Annotated in this window: 14 protein-coding genes, 1 tRNA gene and 1 pseudogene; 10 read left to right on the top strand and 6 right to left on the bottom strand. The window is 69.0% G+C overall.

The annotated features are described in order from the left end of the window. Nucleotides 1–136: 136 nt before the first annotated feature. Nucleotides 137–2,890 (top strand): penicillin acylase family protein, encoded by a 2,754-nt coding sequence (locus tag ABZV38_RS07970; RefSeq protein WP_356325726.1) that lies wholly within the window; start codon nucleotides 137–139, stop codon nucleotides 2,888–2,890. A gap of 51 nt (nucleotides 2,891–2,941) precedes the next feature. Here the strand turns inward: ABZV38_RS07970 and ABZV38_RS07965 are convergent, their stop codons facing one another. Then, the gene (locus ABZV38_RS07965; protein WP_356326066.1) at nucleotides 2,942–3,523 is read right to left on the bottom strand and encodes a 5-formyltetrahydrofolate cyclo-ligase; all 582 of its coding nucleotides are present in this window, start codon (nucleotides 3,521–3,523) and stop codon (nucleotides 2,942–2,944) included. 106 nt (nucleotides 3,524–3,629) lie between these two features. On the opposite strand from ABZV38_RS07965, the gene galU reads away from it, so the two are divergent. The 7 genes from galU (at nucleotide 3,630) to ABZV38_RS07930 (ending at nucleotide 9,208) form a co-directional block, all read left to right on the top strand. Beyond that, the gene (gene galU / locus ABZV38_RS07960; protein WP_356325724.1) at nucleotides 3,630–4,532 is read left to right on the top strand and encodes a UTP--glucose-1-phosphate uridylyltransferase GalU; all 903 of its coding nucleotides are present in this window, start codon (nucleotides 3,630–3,632) and stop codon (nucleotides 4,530–4,532) included. Between the two features lie 4 nt (nucleotides 4,533–4,536). Next, nucleotides 4,537–5,847: a gephyrin-like molybdotransferase Glp gene (gene glp / locus ABZV38_RS07955; protein ID WP_356325722.1), complete on the top strand. Its 1,311-nt coding sequence runs from the start codon at nucleotides 4,537–4,539 to the stop codon at nucleotides 5,845–5,847. Nucleotides 5,848–5,971: 124 nt separating this feature from the next. Continuing rightward, nucleotides 5,972–6,472 carry a cyclic pyranopterin monophosphate synthase MoaC gene (gene moaC / locus ABZV38_RS07950; protein ID WP_356325720.1) on the top strand — a complete coding sequence of 167 codons (501 nt, stop codon included), beginning with the start codon at nucleotides 5,972–5,974 and terminating at the stop codon, nucleotides 6,470–6,472. Next, nucleotides 6,469–7,086 (top strand): MogA/MoaB family molybdenum cofactor biosynthesis protein, encoded by a 618-nt coding sequence (locus tag ABZV38_RS07945; RefSeq protein ID WP_356325718.1) that lies wholly within the window; start codon nucleotides 6,469–6,471, stop codon nucleotides 7,084–7,086. The genes moaC and ABZV38_RS07945 overlap by 4 nt, the downstream gene beginning before the upstream one ends. Nucleotides 7,087–7,103: 17 nt before the next feature. After that, nucleotides 7,104–7,706 (top strand): GNAT family protein, encoded by a 603-nt coding sequence (locus ABZV38_RS07940; protein WP_356325715.1) that lies wholly within the window; start codon nucleotides 7,104–7,106, stop codon nucleotides 7,704–7,706. A 167-nt stretch (nucleotides 7,707–7,873) separates the two neighbouring features. Continuing rightward, nucleotides 7,874–9,046, top strand: a complete 1,173-nt coding sequence (gene glpR, locus ABZV38_RS07935; protein WP_356325713.1) for a gephyrin-like molybdotransferase receptor GlpR — start codon at nucleotides 7,874–7,876, stop codon at nucleotides 9,044–9,046. An 88-nt stretch (nucleotides 9,047–9,134) separates the two neighbouring features. Continuing rightward, a tRNA-Ala gene (locus ABZV38_RS07930) sits at nucleotides 9,135–9,208 on the top strand. A gap of 73 nt (nucleotides 9,209–9,281) precedes the next feature. On the opposite strand, the gene ABZV38_RS07925 is transcribed toward ABZV38_RS07930, so the two are convergent. Next, nucleotides 9,282–10,511 carry a site-specific integrase gene (locus ABZV38_RS07925; RefSeq protein WP_356325711.1) on the bottom strand — a complete coding sequence of 410 codons (1,230 nt, stop codon included), beginning with the start codon at nucleotides 10,509–10,511 and terminating at the stop codon, nucleotides 9,282–9,284. Nucleotides 10,512–10,648: 137 nt separating this feature from the next. Here ABZV38_RS07925 and ABZV38_RS07920 point away from each other — a divergent pair, with 137 nt between their 5' ends. Next, a complete protein-coding gene (locus ABZV38_RS07920; protein WP_356326064.1) occupies nucleotides 10,649–12,154 on the top strand; it encodes an ISL3 family transposase in 1,506 nt (501 codons plus the stop codon). A gap of 358 nt (nucleotides 12,155–12,512) precedes the next feature. Here the strand turns inward: ABZV38_RS07920 and ABZV38_RS07915 are convergent, their stop codons facing one another. The 4 genes from ABZV38_RS07915 to ABZV38_RS07900 all read right to left on the bottom strand — a co-directional run bounded on the left by ABZV38_RS07915 (nucleotide 12,513) and on the right by ABZV38_RS07900 (nucleotide 16,270). After that, nucleotides 12,513–13,748: an IS30 family transposase gene (locus ABZV38_RS07915; protein ID WP_356325709.1), complete on the bottom strand. Its 1,236-nt coding sequence runs from the start codon at nucleotides 13,746–13,748 to the stop codon at nucleotides 12,513–12,515. 77 nt (nucleotides 13,749–13,825) lie between these two features. Beyond that, on the bottom strand, nucleotides 13,826–14,251 hold the full coding sequence (locus tag ABZV38_RS07910) for a hypothetical protein (protein WP_356325707.1): 426 nt from the start codon (nucleotides 14,249–14,251) through the stop codon (nucleotides 13,826–13,828). Between the two features lie 372 nt (nucleotides 14,252–14,623). After that, complete coding sequence (locus tag ABZV38_RS07905; RefSeq protein WP_356325705.1) at nucleotides 14,624–15,670, bottom strand: PP2C family protein-serine/threonine phosphatase; 1,047 nt, start codon at nucleotides 15,668–15,670, stop codon at nucleotides 14,624–14,626. 102 nt (nucleotides 15,671–15,772) lie between these two features. Then, nucleotides 15,773–16,270, bottom strand: a complete 498-nt coding sequence (locus tag ABZV38_RS07900; RefSeq protein ID WP_356326073.1) for a hypothetical protein — start codon at nucleotides 16,268–16,270, stop codon at nucleotides 15,773–15,775. Between ABZV38_RS07900 and ABZV38_RS07895 the strand changes: the two are divergent. Then, nucleotides 16,205–16,741 (top strand): annotated as a pseudogene (locus ABZV38_RS07895) (alpha/beta fold hydrolase); the annotation flags it as partial. The gene ABZV38_RS07900 and the pseudogene ABZV38_RS07895 sit on opposite strands and share 66 nt — an antisense overlap. Nucleotides 16,742–16,751: the final 10 nt, after the last annotated feature.

The following is a 16,751-nucleotide window of genomic DNA, read 5'->3' as shown; positions in this document are numbered from 1 at the left end:
TTTCTTGACGCGTTCGAGTGCTCGTGCGATCGCTCCCCGATTCGATGCATCCCGATACCGCGTCGGACCCGCTTCGGTGCTGCGCCTATGGTTGCTCCTGCACTCCCAGGACCACCCTGCCCCTCGAAGGACAGCGATGCCCGCCAACACAACCGCCTCTTCCGGCTCTTCCGGTTCTGCCGGTGCGAAGACCGGCAAGAAGAAGGGGCGACGCGCCCGCCTGATCGTGATCGTCCTGGTGCTGGCGCTTGTCGCGGGTATCGGCTACGGCGCGTACTGGTCCGTAGCGACCGTGCGCGCCTCGTACCCGCAGACGAACGGGTCGGTCAAGATCGACGGCCTCGCCGCCAACGTCGACGTCAAGCGCGACAGCTATGGAATCCCGCAGATCTACGCGGACTCCGACACCGACCTGTTCCGCGCCCAGGGCTTCGTACAGGCTCAGGACCGCTTCTGGGAGATGGACGTCCGCCGTCACATGACGGCCGGCCGGCTCTCCGAGATGTTCGGCTCCGGGCAGGTCGAAACAGACGCCTTCCTGCGGACGCTGGGCTGGCGCAAGGTCGCGCAGAAGGAGTACGACACCGTCCTGTCCGCGGACACCAAGAAGAACCTCCAGGCGTACGCGGACGGGGTGAACGCCTACCTCAAGGGGCGCGACGGCAAGGACATCGCCGTCGAGTACGCCGCGCTCGGCCTCACCAACGACTACAAGCCGACCAAGTGGACCCCGGTCGACTCGGTCGCCTGGCTGAAGGCGATGGCCTGGGACCTGCGCGGCAACATGCAGGACGAGATCGACCGCTCGCTGATGACCAGCAGACTCAGCAAGAAGCAGATCGAGGACCTCTACCCCGCGTACCCGTACGACAAGCACCGGCCGATTGTCGACCAGGGTGCGATCTCGCCGGTCACCGGCGCGTTCGACCCGGCCGCGACGTCGTCCACCGGCGTCGGCGCGAACACCGTGCAGGGCGCCACCGAGGGCCTGAACACCCAGCTCTCCTCGCTCTCCGACACCCTTGACGAGATCCCCGCGCTGCTCGGCCCGAACGGCAACGGCATCGGATCCAACTCCTGGGTCGTCTCCGGCGCCTACACGACCACCAGCAAGCCGCTGCTCGCCAACGACCCGCACCTGGCGCCGCAGCTGCCGTCGCTCTGGTACCAGATGGGGCTGCACTGCAGGCAGCTCTCGGCGACCTGCCGGTACGACACCGCCGGGTACACCTTCTCCGGCATGCCCGGTGTGATAATCGGTCACAACCAGGACATCGCCTGGGGCTTCACCAACCTCGGCGCGGACGTCACCGACCTCTTCCTTGAGAAGGTCTCCGGCGAGGGCTACCAGTACGACGGCAAGGTGAAGCCCTTCGTCACCCGCAAGGAGACCATCAAGGTCGCGGGCGGCGAGAGCCGGCACATCACCGTGCGCGAGACGAACAACGGTCCGCTGGTCTCCGACCGCAGTGGCGAGCTGGAGAAGGTCGGCCAGAAGGCCCCCGTCACCAACGCCGCGCCGGACCGCGGCGACGGTTACGCCGTCGCCCTGAAGTGGACCGCGTTGGAACCGGGTCACTCCATGGACGCCGTCTTCGAGCTCAACCGCGCCAAGGACTTCAAGACCTTCCGAGCCGCCGCCGAGCACTTCGAGGTCCCCTCGCAGAACCTCATCTACGCCGACACCAAGGGCAACATCGGCTACCAGGCCCCGGGGAAGATCCCGGTCCGCAAGGCGGGCAACGGCACGATGCCGAGCCCCGGCTGGGCGTCGTCGTACGGCTGGGAGAAGAACCCGATCCCGTTCGACAAGCTGCCGTACGAGTACAACCCGAAGCGCGGCTACATCGTCACCGCCAACCAGGCCGTCATCGACGAGAAGAAGTACCGCCCCATGCTCACCAAGGACTGGGGCTACGGCACCCGCAGCCAGCGGATCAACGACCTCATCGAGTCGAAGATCAAGGGCGGTGGGAAGATCTCGACCGACGACATGCAGAAGATGCAGATGGACAACACCAGCGAGATCGCCGCACTGCTGGTGCCCGAGCTGATGAAGATCAATGTCTCCGACAAGAGCGTCCGCGAGGCACAGAAGCTCCTGGAGGGCTGGGACTACACCCAGGAGCCCGACTCGGCGGCCGCCGCCTACTTCAATGCGGTCTGGCGCAACATCCTCAAGCTGGCCTTCGGTGACAAGCTCCCCAAGGAGCTGCGGGTCAAGGGCGAGTGCCTCACCGTGCTCCCGGCCGACAGCACAGGTCCGGTCGACGAGCAGGACAAGCCGGTACGCGAGTGCGGCCAGCGCGACACGGACTCGGCGCAGCCGGACGGCGGCGACCGCTGGTACCAGGTGGTCGCCGGTCTCATGGACGACGAGAAGAACGACTGGTGGCAGTCGCCGGAGAGCCGCAAGGACAAGGCGACCGAGACCCGTGACGAGCTCTTCGGCCGCGCCATGGAGGATGCCCGCTGGGAGCTGACCGCCAAGCTCGGCAAGGACATCTCCACGTGGAGCTGGGGCCGGCTGCACCAGCTGACCCTGAAGAACCAGACCCTCGGTACCGAAGGCCCCGATGTGCTCCAGCGGGCCCTCAACCGCGGCCCGTGGAACCTCGGCGGCGGCGAGGCCGCGGTCAACGCCTCCGGCTGGAACGCGGCGGGCGGCTACGAGGTCATCTGGGTCCCGTCGATGCGGATGGTCCTCAACGTGGGGGACTGGGACAAGTCCCGTTGGGTCAACCTCACCGGTGCCTCCGGGCACGCGTTCAGCGCGCACTACACCGATCAGACCGACAAGTGGGTCAACGGCGAACTGCTCGACTGGTCCTTCGGGACGAATGCGGTGGCGAAGGCGACGAAGGACACGTTGACGCTCAAGCCGTCCTGACGCTCAAGCCGTCATAGGAAGACGGCGGGCCCGGGGCGGTTCCGGCCGGGCTCAGACGGTGAAGCGCCGCGCTCCGGCCGGTGTCACCACGGCATCCACGGGGTGGTCGTGCGGTTCCACAGGAACCTGCGCGACCACCTCGTTGTCGTAGAGCAGGACGACCAGCGCCGGATGCGCCCCGGCCGCCGCGAGCCGGGCCAGCACCCGGTCGTACGAACCTCCGCCGCGGCCGAGCCGCATCCCGCGCCCGTCCACCGCGAGGCCCGGCAGCAGGACCACGTCCGCGTCGAGAACGGCGTCCGGCCCGAGCCGCGGACCGTCCGGCTCCAGCAGTCCGCGGGCTGCCGGAACGAGGCTGTGGCCACCCTCGTACGCGGCCCAGTCCAGGTCGTTGTCCGCGAGGAGCACCGGCAGCAGCACCCGTACGCCCCGCGCGTGCAGCGCATCCAGCAGTGGGCGGGTGCCCGGCTCGCGTCCCACCGAGACATAGGCGGCGACGGTCCGGGCCTCGGCCAACTCCGGGAGATTTACTGCACCACGGGACAGAACCATCGCGGCGTTGTTCACGTCTTCCCTGTTCAGGAGGGATCGCGCGGCAAGCAGTTCACGCCGCAGGGAGGCCTTTTGGGGCATGTTGGTGTTCAACGGGCACCTGCGAATCTCTCGTGTGTACATATATGAGTACAAAATTAACCGGACGCTCATCTTCCGCCCATGGGTACCGGTTAGGGTTGCGCGCATGACTCAGTCGCACCCCAGGATCAGCAAGGCTGTCATTCCGGCCGCAGGGCTAGGTACGCGCTTTCTGCCGGCCACCAAAGCCACTCCCAAAGAGATGCTGCCTGTCGTCGACAAGCCCGCGATCCAGTACGTCGTCGAAGAAGCGGTGGCGGCCGGCCTCTCCGACGTACTCATGATCACAGGTCGCAACAAGCGCCCCCTCGAGGACCACTTCGACCGCAACTACGAACTGGAGTCCGCGCTCACCCGCAAGGGAGACGCCGAACGGCTCCAGAAGGTCCAGGAGTCGAGCGACCTCGCCACCATGCACTACGTCCGCCAGGGCGACCCGCGCGGCCTCGGCCACGCCGTGCTGTGCGCCGCACCGCACGTCGGCGACCAGCCGTTCGCGGTCCTCCTCGGTGACGACCTGATCGACCCCCGAGACCCGCTGCTGGCCCGCATGGTCGAGGTCCAGGAGCGCGAGGGCGGCAGTGTCGTCGCGCTGATGGAGGTCGAGCCGGAGCAGATCCATCTGTACGGCTGCGCGGCCGTCGACGCGACCACGGACGGCGATGTCGTCAGGGTCACCGGCCTGGTCGAGAAGCCCGACCCGGCGGACGCGCCCAGCAACCTCGCCATCATCGGCCGCTATGTCCTCGACCCCGCCGTCTTCGACATACTGCGCAGGACCGAGCCGGGCCGCGGCGGCGAGATCCAGCTCACCGACGCCCTGCAGCTGCTCGCCGAGGACGAGAAGATCGGCGGCCCCGTGCACGGTGTCGTCTTCAAGGGCCGCCGCTATGACACCGGCGACCGGAGCGACTACCTCCGCACCATTGTCAGACTCGCGTGCGAACGTGAGGACCTGGGCCCGGACTTCCGGACCTGGCTCCGCAGTTACGTCACCGAGGAGATGTAGCACTTTGAGTAGCACGATCTGGTCGGTGGACGAGCACCTGAAGGACATCCTCGCCGCGGTACGGCCGCTCGAACCCATCGAGCTGCAACTGCCCGAGGCCCAGGGCTGCGTCCTCGTCGAGGACGTCATGGTGGAGATCGCCCTGCCGCCCTTCGACAACAGCTCGATGGACGGATACGCGGTCCGCACCGCCGATCTCGAGGGCGCCAGCGAAGAGTTCCCCGCGGTGCTCACGGTCATCGGTGATGTCGCGGCGGGCAGCGACGGACTCTCCGGCGGCCAGACCGTCGGCCCCGGTGAGGCCGCCCGCATCATGACCGGCGCCCCGCTGCCGGCCGGTGCGGAGGCCGTCGTCCCGGTCGAGTGGACCGACGGCGGTACGGGCGGCGGCGCGGCGGGCACCATGCGCGCCCACAGCCATGCCCCGCAGGACGCGGGCGGCGAGGTCCGCGTCCACCGCCCCGTCGCGGCCCGCGCCCATGTCCGGGACCGCGGCAGTGATGTGCAGCCCGGCGATCTGGCCCTGCGGGCCGGTTCGGTCATCGGACCGCCGCAGATCGGGCTGCTCGCCGCGATCGGCCGCTCCACCGTGAAGGTGCGGCCCCGGCCGCGCGTCGTCGTCATCTCCACCGGCAGCGAACTGGTGCAGCCCGGTGAGGAACTGGCCGGCGGCCAGATCTATGACTCGAACAGCTTCGCGCTGACGGCTGCCGCGCGCGACGCGGGAGCCATCTCCTACCGGGTCGGCGCCGTCACCGACGACGCCGACATGCTCCGCGCCACGATCGAGGACCAGCTGATCCGCGCCGACATCATCGTCACCACGGGCGGCGTCAGCGTCGGCGCGTACGACGTGGTCAAGGAGGCCCTGTCCTCCGTCGGCGACGCGGACGAGCCGGGCAGCGGCATCGAGTTCCGCAAGCTCGCGATGCAGCCGGGCAAGCCGCAGGGCTTCGGCTCGATCGGCCCCGAGCACACACCCCTGCTGGCCCTGCCGGGCAACCCCGTCTCGTCGTACGTCTCCTTCGAGCTGTTCGTACGGCCTGCGATCCGCACGCTGATGGGCCTGAAAGACGTGACCCGCCCGACGGTCCGCGCCACGCTGAAGACTGACAAGGCGCTCGCCTCGCCATCCGGCAGGCGCCAGTTCCTGCGTGGCACGTACGACGCCGAGGAGGGCACCGTCACCCCCGTCGGCGGCTCCGGATCGCATCTGATCGCCGCCCTCGCCCAGGCGGACGCGCTGATCGTGCTGCCCGAGGACGTCACCTCCGCGGAGCCCGGCACGGTCACCGAGGTGATCCTGCTCCGCTGAACGCGACCCGGTGGCGGTACGGTATCTGCCGCTGTGCCTTACCGGGGGACACCCCCCGGACCCCTGGCCGCACTCCGGTGCAGGCCGAGCGGGCAACGGGCGCCCTACCGCTAGGCGGAGTTCAGTGAGTACGCAGAACAGGCTGACGCATCTCGACGAGGCGGGTGCGGCCCGGATGGTCGACGTGTCCGAGAAGGACGTCACCGCGCGCGTCGCCCGCGCCAGCGGCAGGGTCCTCGTCTCGCCGCGCGTCGTCGAACTGCTCCGTGGCGAGGGAGTCCCCAAGGGCGACGCCCTCGCCACCGCGCGTATCGCCGGGATCATGGGCGCCAAGCGCACCCCCGAGCTGATCCCGCTCTGCCACCCGCTCGCCGTCTCCGGCGTGAAGATCGACCTGAGAGTCGCCGACGACGCGGTGGAGATCCTCGCCACGGTGAAGACGACGGACCGCACCGGCGTCGAGATGGAGGCCTTGACGGCCGTCTCGGTCGCCGCGCTCACCGTGATCGACATGATCAAGGCGGTCGACAAGAGCGCGGTCATCACGGATGTCCGGGTCGAGTCGAAGTCCGGCGGCAAGTCCGGCGACTACCGGCGCCCCGCGACAGAGGGAGCGGACGCATGACGGCGCCCGACGCGGTGGCGCCCGGTGGCCCGGACGGGACGGCGGCGGCCGGCGGCGAGCATGCGGCGTCGCTTCCGGACCCGCACGCGCAGGGCGCGCCCCTCGACGGTGCGCCGCCCGCCCCCCGCACCGCGCTCGTCGTGACCGCGTCGAACCGCGCCTCGGCCGGTGTCTACGCGGACCGGGGCGGCCCCCTCATCGCCGAGGCGCTCGCCGCTCTCGGCTTCGCCGTCGACGGGCCGCAGGTCGTCCCCGACGGTGACCCCGTCGAGCAGGCTCTGCGGACCGGGGTGGCAGCCGCGTACGACGTCATCGTCACCACCGGCGGAACGGGTATCTCACCGACCGACCGCACCCCCGACGCCACCCGTCGCGTCCTCGACCACGAGATCCCCGGCATCCCCGAGGCGATCCGTGCCGAGGGCCGTGACAAGGTCCCCACAGCCGCGCTCTCCCGTGGGCTCGCCGGAGTCGCGGACCGCACCCTCATCGTGAACCTGCCGGGCTCCACCGGCGGGGTGCGCGACGGCCTCGCCGTCCTCGAACGCCTTCTGGTGCACGCCGTCGATCAGCTCCGCGGCGGCGACCACCCCCGACCCGGGAGCCCGAGCTGAACGTCCCGACCTGGCCGGTGATCCTGACGGACGGCGCGATCGCCCTCCGGCCGATAAAGATGCGCGACCAGCGCGAGTGGCGGGAGGTCAACCGGCGCAACCGCGACTGGCTGCGCCCCTGGGAGGCGACCGTCCCCCCGCCCGGCCCGGGCGGTCCGGTGGCCCGGCGCCCCACGTACCGTCAGATGGTCCGCCACCTGCGCTCCGAGGCGAACGCCGGCCGGATGCTGCCCTTCGCCATCGAGTACGAGGGGCGCCTGGTCGGGCAGTTGACGGTCGCCGGGATCACCTGGGGTTCGATGTGCTCGGGCCATATCGGCTACTGGGTGGACCAGGACGTGGCAGGCCGCGGTGTGATGCCGACCGCGGTCGCTCTCGCCGTCGATCACTGCTTCCGGTCGGTCGGACTGCACCGCATCGAGGTGTGCATTCGGCCCGAGAACGGGCCCAGCCGAAGGGTCGTGGAGAAACTCGGATTCCGCGAGGAAGGGCTGCGGCCACGTTATCTCCACATCGACGGTGCCTGGCGGGACCATCTGATCTTCGCGCTCACCGCGGAGGAGGTGCCGGACGGGCTGCTCCGGCGCTGGCACCAGGCACGACCCGGGACGCCGCGCTAAATAAAATGAATGTTCGAAATTGATCGCCGTGTGACCGCTAACGAACGTGCAATCGCCGACTGTTGATCCGAACAATCACAAAAAAAGTCCGTGATATCAGCCAGATCGTGCGACACACCGGGCCAATTGGCGGATGCCTCCGTGCAAACCCCTCTACGGTGTGAGACGTGAGCAGCAGCGGCCTCATCTATGCAGTCATCGTCGGGGCCTGGGCCGCCTACTTGGTGCCGATGTGGCTCCGCAGGCAGGACGAGCTCAATGAAGCCCGTCCGACGGAACGCTTCAGCACCGCCATCCGGCTGCTGTCCGGACGGGCGGCGATGGAGCGCCGGTACGCCAAGGAGCTGCGGGAGCGCACTGCCGAGGAGGCGGAGCCCGACGCCGACCCGGACGTGGGCACGGACCGAGTGGATTCCGTGGACGTCCGGGCCTTCGCCGCGCCGCCGGCGCATACCGAAGCCCGTCTGCACGTTCCGGTGCGCGCACCGGAACGTGCGGCTTCCACGGCGCGGGCGTCCCAGGGTTCCCAGGAGCGGCAGGTTCAGGAAGGGCCGGCACACGCGTCCGCGCCCGTGCCCGCACGGCGTGCGCGTCCGGGTGGGATCGATGCGGAGCGCGCCCGGCGTGCCCAGCGCTCGCAGGTGCTGGCGCGCCGTCGGCGCACCACCTCGGTCCTCTTCCTCGCCTTCACCCTCGGCGCGGTCGTCGCGGCGGTCGGCGGCCTCCACTTCCTGTGGGCCCCCGCGGTGCCCGCCGTGCTGCTGAGCACGTACATCGTGCATCTGCGCGCCCAGGAACGACGCCGGTTCGCCTTCACCATGGACCGGCGCAGGGCGGAGGTGGCGGCGCAGCACCTGCGCGAGAACCGCCACCGCAGGCACCAGCCCGCGGTCACGGCCCCTGCCGAGCCCGACGAGGAGCCCGAAGCGCGCCACCCCGAGCCCGAGCCCGCCGCCACGGTCTCCCCGCAGGAAGCGGGCCGCCGCGCGCTGGTCGAGCAGACGGACCACGCGGAATGGGTCGACCAGCAGCGTGAACGCGACCGGGCCCAGGGTGACAGTTGGGAGCCGGTCCCGGTCCCGCTGCCGACCTACGTCACCGCGCCCGTGGCCCCGCGCACCACGGGCGGCGTCGAGGTCGGCAACCCCGAGACCTGGAGCGCGGCCCGCTCCAGCACCGCCGAACCGGCACAGCCGGGCACCACGACTCCCACCGCACCCCCCGTGGACCCGGCCCCGCGCCAGCGCACCAACCAGTCCCGCCGCACCCGTGACCGCGGCCGGACCCCGCTCTTCGACCAGTACGAGGACGGCGACCGGCCCCGCGCCGCCAACGAGTGAGACCCGATGCCATGCCGACCCGGCTGACCAGCGGGGGAGCGGATTTCCGAGCACCCCTCCGAGGGTGCTAGAGTTTCACTCGTTGCAAGGGCCTGTGGCGCAGTCTGGTAGCGCACCTCGTTCGCATCGAGGGGGTCTGGGGTTCAAATCCCCACAGGTCCACCGCAGCTCAGAGCCCCTACCGGGGAAACCCGGTAGGGGCTCTTTGGCGTCGTACAGCAGCGAAGTACAGCAATTACGTCTGATCTTGTGCACCGAGGTGCTTGCCCAGCTTCTTGAGAGCCCGCCGCGTGGCCTCGGACGGGATATGGGTGTAGACCTCCATCGTCACCGCGATCTTGCTGTGACGAAGGATCTGCATTGCGGTGCGGGGGTGCACGTCGAGGGCGGCGAACAGTGACCCGCAGGTGTGCCGGGTGTCGTGCAAGCGGATCTTGCGGACAGTGGCAGCAGCCGACCGCGCGGCGAAGGCTCGGTTGAAGTTCCGCGGCTCGATCGGGGTTCCGTACCGCGTCGTGAACACGAAGTCCGAATCGGTCCACAGCTCACCAGCCGCCCTCTTGGCGATCTCCTGAGCCTTCCGGCGGAGCCGCAGCGCAGTGACGCAGATCTCAGGCAAGGGCAGGGTGGCCGACGACGCCTCGGTCTTGGTCTCGTCATGCACCAGCTGACGGTTGATCCGCTGGAGTTGAAGCGCGACCGTGATCTCCCCCGCGCCCAGGTCCACGTTCTTCCACGTGAGGCCCAGCACTTCCCCACGCCGGAAGCCGAGTACGAGGATCAGCACATAGGCCGGGTATAGCGGGTCAGCTGCCTTCCGTGCGGCTTCCAGGAAGGTCCGCGCCTCCTCGACCGACCAGGGTTCGGGCTTGCGCTTCCTGCCCGATCGGACCTTGACCAGTCCGGCGACATTCTTCGTGATCAGTTCTTCCGTCATAGCGCTGGTGAGTGCCGATCGGAGAACTGTCCGGGAGTCCTGGACGGTGCGTCGTGACGGGGTCTGACCGCAGCACTGGCCGATGGCACAGCAGCGGCGCTGATCAGCAGGCCGCTTCTCGTCCTTGCCCTGAACACAGCACTGGCACTGCTCCAGCAGGTCATTGATCCAAGTGCGCACGTCGCGGACGGTGAGCTTGTCGAGCCGCTTCTCTCCCAGGCCAGGGGCGATGTAGAGGCGGACATGCATGGCGTAGGTCTCGGCGGTCTTCGGCTTCAGATCTGCCTGCACCACGTCCTTGAGCCAGTACACGAGGTGCTGCGCGAGCGTCGGCGAGCTGGTGGCCACCGGTCCCTTGCTCGCTTCAGCATGGAGCTTGACCCACTTCTCATGCACGGCAGCCCTTGTGGGCCCGTAGACGTACTTCCGCTTTCGGTTGCCTTCGGGAGTGTCTACCCACACGTACGCGGCGAAGCCGTTCCGGTACGGATAGATGGAGCCTTCGCCGTTGCCGTGCTTACCGCTCATGCCGACCACCTCTCAGGGCCCGAGGTGATGCGCTGGGGGACTGTAAGAAGAACGGCTCTGTCCCGCAATCGGTGGTGACCGTACGTCACTGTGTGTCAGGCTGGGGCGTGCCTGAGGTCAACGCCCTTGTGGGTGTGGTGTTTTCGGGTCTGTCTGCCCTGGTCATCGAGGGTGTGGCGGATGAGGGTGAGCTGGTCCGGGTGGTGGCGCGTACCCGCGATGATCCGGTGCCGTGTCCGGTGTGCGGGACGCCGACCGGGCGGGTGCACGGCTTGCACGGCCGGACGGTGGCGGACGTGGCGGTGGACGGCAGGCGGGTGGTGGTGTCGGTGAGGGTGCGACGCCTGGTGTGCCCGGTGCTGAACTGTCCGCGGCAGACGTTTCGTGAGCAGGTGCCCGGCCTGCTGAGGCGCTACCAGCGCCGGACGAACCGGCTCACCGAGCAACTCGGCAGCGTAGTCAAGGAGTTAGCGGGCCGGGCGGGCGCCCGCCTCTCCCGGGCTCTGGCCACTGCGGTGTCGCGCTCGACCGCCCTTCGGATGCTCATGCGACTGCCGCTGCCTCCGCGCTGGGTGCCGCGGGTGTTGGGCGTGGACGACTTCGCGCTCAAGCGCCGCCACCGGTACGCCACCATCGTGATCAACGCCGAGACCGGCGAGCGGATCGACGTACTCCCCGACCGCAGCGCGGACACCCTTGAGGCGTGGCTGCGCGAGCATCCCGGCGCTGAGATCGTCTGCCGGGACGGCTCAGGCGCCTACGGCGAGGCCATACGCCGGGCCCTGCCCGCCGCGGTGCAGGTCAGCGACCGGTGGCACCTGTGGCACAACCTCTGCGACAAGGCCCTGGCCGAGGTCCGCTCCCACAGCTCCTGCTGGGCCACCGTCAACCCACCCCGCCCCGAGGGAACACGCGGTCAGACCACCCGCGAACGCTGGCACCAGGTCCACGACCTCCTCGGCAAGGGCGTCGGCCTGCTCGAATGCGCCCGCCGCCTGAACCTCGCCCTCAACACCGTCAAGCGCTACGCCCGCACCCAGGAGCCCAACGCCCTGCGCCGGGCCCCGCAGTACCGGCCCACCCTCGTCGACCCCTACCGCGACCACCTGCGCGCCCGCCGGGCCGCGGACCCCGCCGTCCCCGTGCTTCAGCTCTTCCGCGAGATCAAGGAACTGGGCTACACCGGCAGCCTCAATCTTCTCTACCGCTACATCACCCAGGGCCGGGCTGAGGGCGAACGGCCCGTCATCACCCCGCGCCGCCTCGCCCGCCTTCTCCTCACCCGCCCTGACGACCTGCGGGACAAGGACGCCGAACTTCTGTGCGAACTCACTGCCGCCTGCCCCGAGATGACCGAACTCGCGTGTCTCGTCAAGGAGTTCGCCGAACTCCTCACCCCCGCCACCGGCAACGACACCAAGCTCACCGAGTGGATCACGGCCGTCCGTGCCTGCGACCTGTCCCACCTGCACGCCTTCGCGAACGGCCTCGAACTCGACCGCGCCGCGGTCAACGCCGGCCTCACTCACCCCCACCACAACGGCCGCACCGAGGGCGTCAACACACGCACCAAGAGGATCATGAGACAAATCCACGGCCGAGCCGGATTTCCCCTACTCCGCCACCGCATCCTCCTCCAATGACCACCACATAGCGCTACCACCGATTACGGGACAGAGCCGTTGATTGGACAGTCCCCCTTGACGCCCTGAACCACGCCCGCTCCACGGTGTGTGGGCCGAAGGCGGACGGGATGGGAGCAGGGGTGAGTGGTGGTTGATGTGGCCGCGCAGGCGCGGCAACGACGACGGACGCCACGGTACGCAGTGGTATGCCACGGGTTGTCGACGTCGGTCGTTGCCGGGGCGGATCATGATCCACTCCGCACGATGGACTCGCCTGAAAAGCGGAAGGTCGCCGGTTCGACCCCAGGCCCAGCCCTGAAAAGGGAAAACGCCTCTTCCGAGGATGGCGGATTCCAGGGATCGTCGCAACACGTGATCACTGATGTGTGGCGGCGAGCAGTTTATGCAGATGCTCGGCTGGGGTCTCCCAGCCGAGCGTTTTGCGCGGGCGGCTGTTGAGTTCAGCGGCCACGGCGTCCAGGTCCTCACGGTTGTGCCGGGACAGGTCGGTGCCCTTGGGGAAGTACTGCCGCAGCAGGCCGTTGGTGTTTTCGTTGGAGCCGCGTTGCCAGGGGCTGGCCGGTTCGCAGAAGTAGACCGGCATGCCGGCTGCGATCGTGAACTCGTGGTGGCGGCCCATTTCGCTGCCTTGGTCCCAGGTCAGGGACCGTTTGAGGTGGCTGGGGAGGCGGCTGACCGTCTCGACCAAGGCATCGCGGACGAGGTCGGTGGCGCGGCCGTTGGGCAGGTGGACCAGCATGAGGTAGCGGGTGCTCCGCTCAACGAGGGTGCCGATGGCCGAACCGCTGTCCTTGCCGATGATCAGGTCGTGTTCCCAGTGGCCCGGGACAGCCCGGTCGGCAGCCCCTGCCGGACGCTCGCTGATCATGACCATGGGGTGCGCGTAGCGCGGCCGACGCTGCTGCACCTGGCGGCGGGGCTTGCGCACGGCTCGCCCGGTCCGTAGCGCGCGGGTCAATTCCCGACGCAGTTCTCCGCGGCCTTGGACATAGAGGGCCTGGTAGATCGTCTCGTGAACCACGTGCATCTCCGGCCGGCCGGGGAAGCGTGCCCGCAGAGCCTGGCCGATCTGCTCGGGACTCCAGCGCATCGTCAGGTGGTACTGGATGAAGTCCCGCAACTCGGTGTTCTGGCCGATCTTGCCAGGCTTCGGGCGGGGCCGGCGCTGGTCCGCACGGCGCTGAGCCGCGTAGGGGCGATAGGTCCACTCGATGCCTCGCCAGAGCGCGCCATTGCGGCGTATCTCGCGACTGATGGTGGAGGGGCTACGACCAAGTTCGGCTGCGATCTGCCGAATCGACGCCTTCTCACGCAGCCGGTCGGCGATGTGGATGCGGTCCGCGTCACGCAGATAGCGCGACGGTCCGCACGGGTGCACCGTCGGCCGCATCGCGGGCGGTGCCCCCTTCCGGTTCCCGGTCGGATTGGTTCCGTGGCGCCAGCGCTTCCCGGTCCGACGGTTGATGCCGAGGATTCGACAGGCCTCGCTGTTGCTCACGCCCTGACGCATGAGCAGGAAGTATGCCTCCCGCTCACGCGTCAGTTTCTTCGAGCCCTGCGGCCCCCGGTTTTCCCGGATCTTGAAGTCCATCGCACCCCTTGAGCTGGGGTGTTGCGACGATCACTAGAACCCAAGGATTCTCGGAGGGGGCGTTTTGATGTTTCGGATTACCTCGTGTGTTTGGCGTCGGCATCCGTCCGGGCCAGCGCCGCGTCGAGCGTGGCGTACTCGGCCTCCTCGATCGCGGCGCCGGCGAAGTCGATCGCGTCCAACGCGTAGGACTCCGCATCGTCCGCCGCACGGTCGGCACGCTTCATGTCGCGTTCCGCCTTCCGGTCCCCGATGTCGGACTTCACGGACTGGACGTGCTCCTGCCACTTGGTGCCCACATCCGCCAGCGAGGCGGAGGCCTCAGCCTTCTTCGCCGACACGTCGCGCTGGAGCTTGTCCGCCCGCTGTATCGAGTCCCGCTTGGCCTTGGTGACCGAGTCCGACAGTCGCTTCCTGTCCTCGGAGATCGCGTGCTGCACCTTGTCCTGCGCTTCGTGCGCCTTCTCCGAGAGCTCCGCCATGCGGTCGGTCGACTTTGACATGAAATTCCAGCCTTTCTGACGAACAGGGCCCCCCTCGATCCGATCGGAACACGCGGCGCGCACAAGCGCACCCGCGGGCGCTCTCCGCAACCGCCATCCGGGCGATCCGATCGAGGCTATTCCTCACCGGGGCGTCACCGACGACGACCGAACCCGCGCCCACCCCCCCACCAATGAGGTCATTGTGTGCCCCTCGCGTGCCCGACAGGGCGGGAAATCACGGGGACTAGCGGCGAATCACGGGCGCCACGCCACAGAGCGGCAGGTCGGCCATGTCCCAGGTCAGGCCGCATCCGCATACGTGGTCTTCCAAACTGGGGCTCTGGGTGACTGGAGCCGGAGGGTCCTTCCGCGGCTGGCTTGGAGGGGCCGTCATGTGCGTCGGATGACCAGCACCGCCACGTCGTCGAGGTGGTCTACCGCCACCGCGGCGTCGAGGATGCGGTCGGCGGTCTCCTCGGTGTTCAGTCCGTCGTGGAGGGCCGCGCCAGCCAGGGTTCCGGCTCGCTCCAGTCCGGCTTCCAACGTGAGGCCCGGTCCTTCGACCACGCCGTCGGTGACCATGACCAGCGCGCTGTCCTTGTCCAGGGTGAAGGTCTCCTCGTCGTACTCGGTGCCGGGCAGGACTCCGAGTACCGGCCCGCCCGTCAGCTCGCGGATGCTGTGGCTGCCGTCCTTGCGCGCGCACAGCAACGGCACATGGCCGGCGCTGGTGCCGGTGACCTGTCCGTCGTCCGGGTCGATATGCAGCATGGTGCAGCTAGAGAATCGTGCCGCGCCCATCGTGACGAGCAGTTCGTTGGTGCGCGTCAGCACGGTTGCGGGATCCGGTTCGCGGGCGGCGATCGCGCGCATGGAGGCGCGCACCTGTCCCATGGCTGCGGCGGCGTCCACGTCGTGCCCTTGGGCGTCGCCGATCTCCAGGGCGATCGCGCCGTCGGGCGTGACGAAGGTGTCGTACCAGTCTCCGCCGATGTCCAGCCCGTCGCGGCTTGGTCGGTAGCGGGCGGCGACCTCCAGGCCCGGGAGGTGCTCGGGCAGTGTGGGGAGCATGGTCTTCTGCAGCGCGGTGGCCAGCTCGACTCGTGCCTGCTGCAACCTGATGCGCCGCAGTGCCTGGCCTGCCAGGTCGGCCAGCGTGCCCATGAGGGTCCGCTCATCCAGGGACGGCCGGTATCCGCTGCGGTACGTCATCTCCCACGCTCCGAGTGTCAGATTGCCGCTCTCGCTGAGGGGCGTGATGGAGATGGTGTAGTCGGAGCCGAGCCGGGCGAGCCACGGCAAAGATGCCCCGTGCGGCCAGCGACGGATGTAGTCCTCCTGGTCGGGGACGAACTGCGGCTTGCCGGTGCGGATCGCCTCCGGCAGCGGGCTCGGATGGTCCAGCGACATGCCGTGCAAGGCCTGCGCCTCCCGCATGGATATCCCGGCATCGGTGGACACGCGCAGCCGGCCGTCGTCGACAAGTGCGAACAGGACGCCGGTGGCGCCACCTCCGCCCTGTCGGTCGGCGCAGGCCGCTCAGAGCAGCTCGGCGAGTCCGAAGCCGAGCAGCCCCGCGGCCCAGGACCCGAGGCAGGTCCAGAAAGCGGGCCGGCCGTACGGAAGAGCGCGCACCGCGGCATTGAAGCGCTGACTCTGCTCGATCCTCCCCGGAGAGGGGTAGCGACCAGTGGCGAGGATCAGCCACCCGATCGACGACATGCCGAGCGCGATGAAAATGATGGTGGCGGCGCCCACCACCGATCCTGCATCTCGCTCCATGTAGATGGTGCCGTTGTCCCGGACCTCGATCCGGTCTCCCGGCTGTGCCTCGTCGCTGGCGAGCCAGTGCTGCGGGTCGGTGTCCGAGCCATCGGCGGCGCTGAAGTCCCCCCAGCATCGCCGGGTCTCGCGCCTGTCGTCGGCGTCGCGGTCACTGTCGGTGTACGAGACGTCGATCTGGCAGTCGGCGAACGGGCCGTGGTCGTCGGGCTGTCCATGGGCGGACAGATCGCCATGGAGTTCCACCGTCTGCACCGGGCCCGGGTCTCCGCGCTGGTCCTCGCCGACACCTCCCCGGTCGCCGAGACGGAGGACGGCAAGGTCTTCCGGAATCGGATGGCCGACCGGCTGCTCGCCGAGGGGCTGGACGGGTACGCGGACGAGGTGATCGACAAGATGATCGCCCCGTACCACGTCACCGGGCTGCCGGACGTCGCCGCGCATGTCCTCGCCATGATGCGCACGACCGCGCCCGAAGGGGCTGCGGCGGCACTGCGGGGCCGGGCCGAGCGGCCCGACTACCGGGAGTCGCTCGCCGGGGCCGAGGTGCCGGTGCTGATCGTCGTGGGCGCGGACGACACGTACACGCCGGTCGCGGACGCCGAGGCCATGCACCGGATGATCCCGCACTCCGCGCTCGTCGTCGACCGCGCCGGGCACCCGCCGAATGTGGAGCAGCCGGAGCGGTTCAACGCCGCGCTGCTCGGGTTCCTCGGAAGGCCCTAGGCCGGGGCAG

This window comes from Streptomyces sp. NPDC005181, assembly GCF_040608395.1.
Classification (GTDB): domain Bacteria; phylum Actinomycetota; class Actinomycetes; order Streptomycetales; family Streptomycetaceae; genus Streptomyces.
Note: the sequence above shows the minus strand (reverse complement) of the source record. Positions and strands in the feature narration are given on the sequence as shown.

What these genes read in the sequence shown, in the direction of transcription:
- ABZV38_RS07945 (WP_356325718.1), top strand. Translation starts at nt 6,469, where the DNA reads ATGACGGCGCCCGACGCGGTGGCGCCCGGTGGCCCGGACGGGACGGCG.
- ABZV38_RS07905 (WP_356325705.1), bottom strand. Translation starts at nt 15,670, where the DNA reads ATGCGGGAGGCGCAGGCCTTGCACGGCATGTCGCTGGACCATCCGAGC.
- ABZV38_RS07910 (WP_356325707.1), bottom strand. Translation starts at nt 14,251, where the DNA reads ATGTCAAAGTCGACCGACCGCATGGCGGAGCTCTCGGAGAAGGCGCAC.
- ABZV38_RS07965 (WP_356326066.1), bottom strand. Translation starts at nt 3,523, where the DNA reads ATGCCCCAAAAGGCCTCCCTGCGGCGTGAACTGCTTGCCGCGCGATCC.
- ABZV38_RS07970 (WP_356325726.1), top strand. Translation starts at nt 137, where the DNA reads ATGCCCGCCAACACAACCGCCTCTTCCGGCTCTTCCGGTTCTGCCGGT.
- ABZV38_RS07915 (WP_356325709.1), bottom strand. Translation starts at nt 13,748, where the DNA reads ATGGACTTCAAGATCCGGGAAAACCGGGGGCCGCAGGGCTCGAAGAAA.
- galU (WP_356325724.1), top strand. Translation starts at nt 3,630, where the DNA reads ATGACTCAGTCGCACCCCAGGATCAGCAAGGCTGTCATTCCGGCCGCA.
- ABZV38_RS07925 (WP_356325711.1), bottom strand. Translation starts at nt 10,511, where the DNA reads ATGAGCGGTAAGCACGGCAACGGCGAAGGCTCCATCTATCCGTACCGG.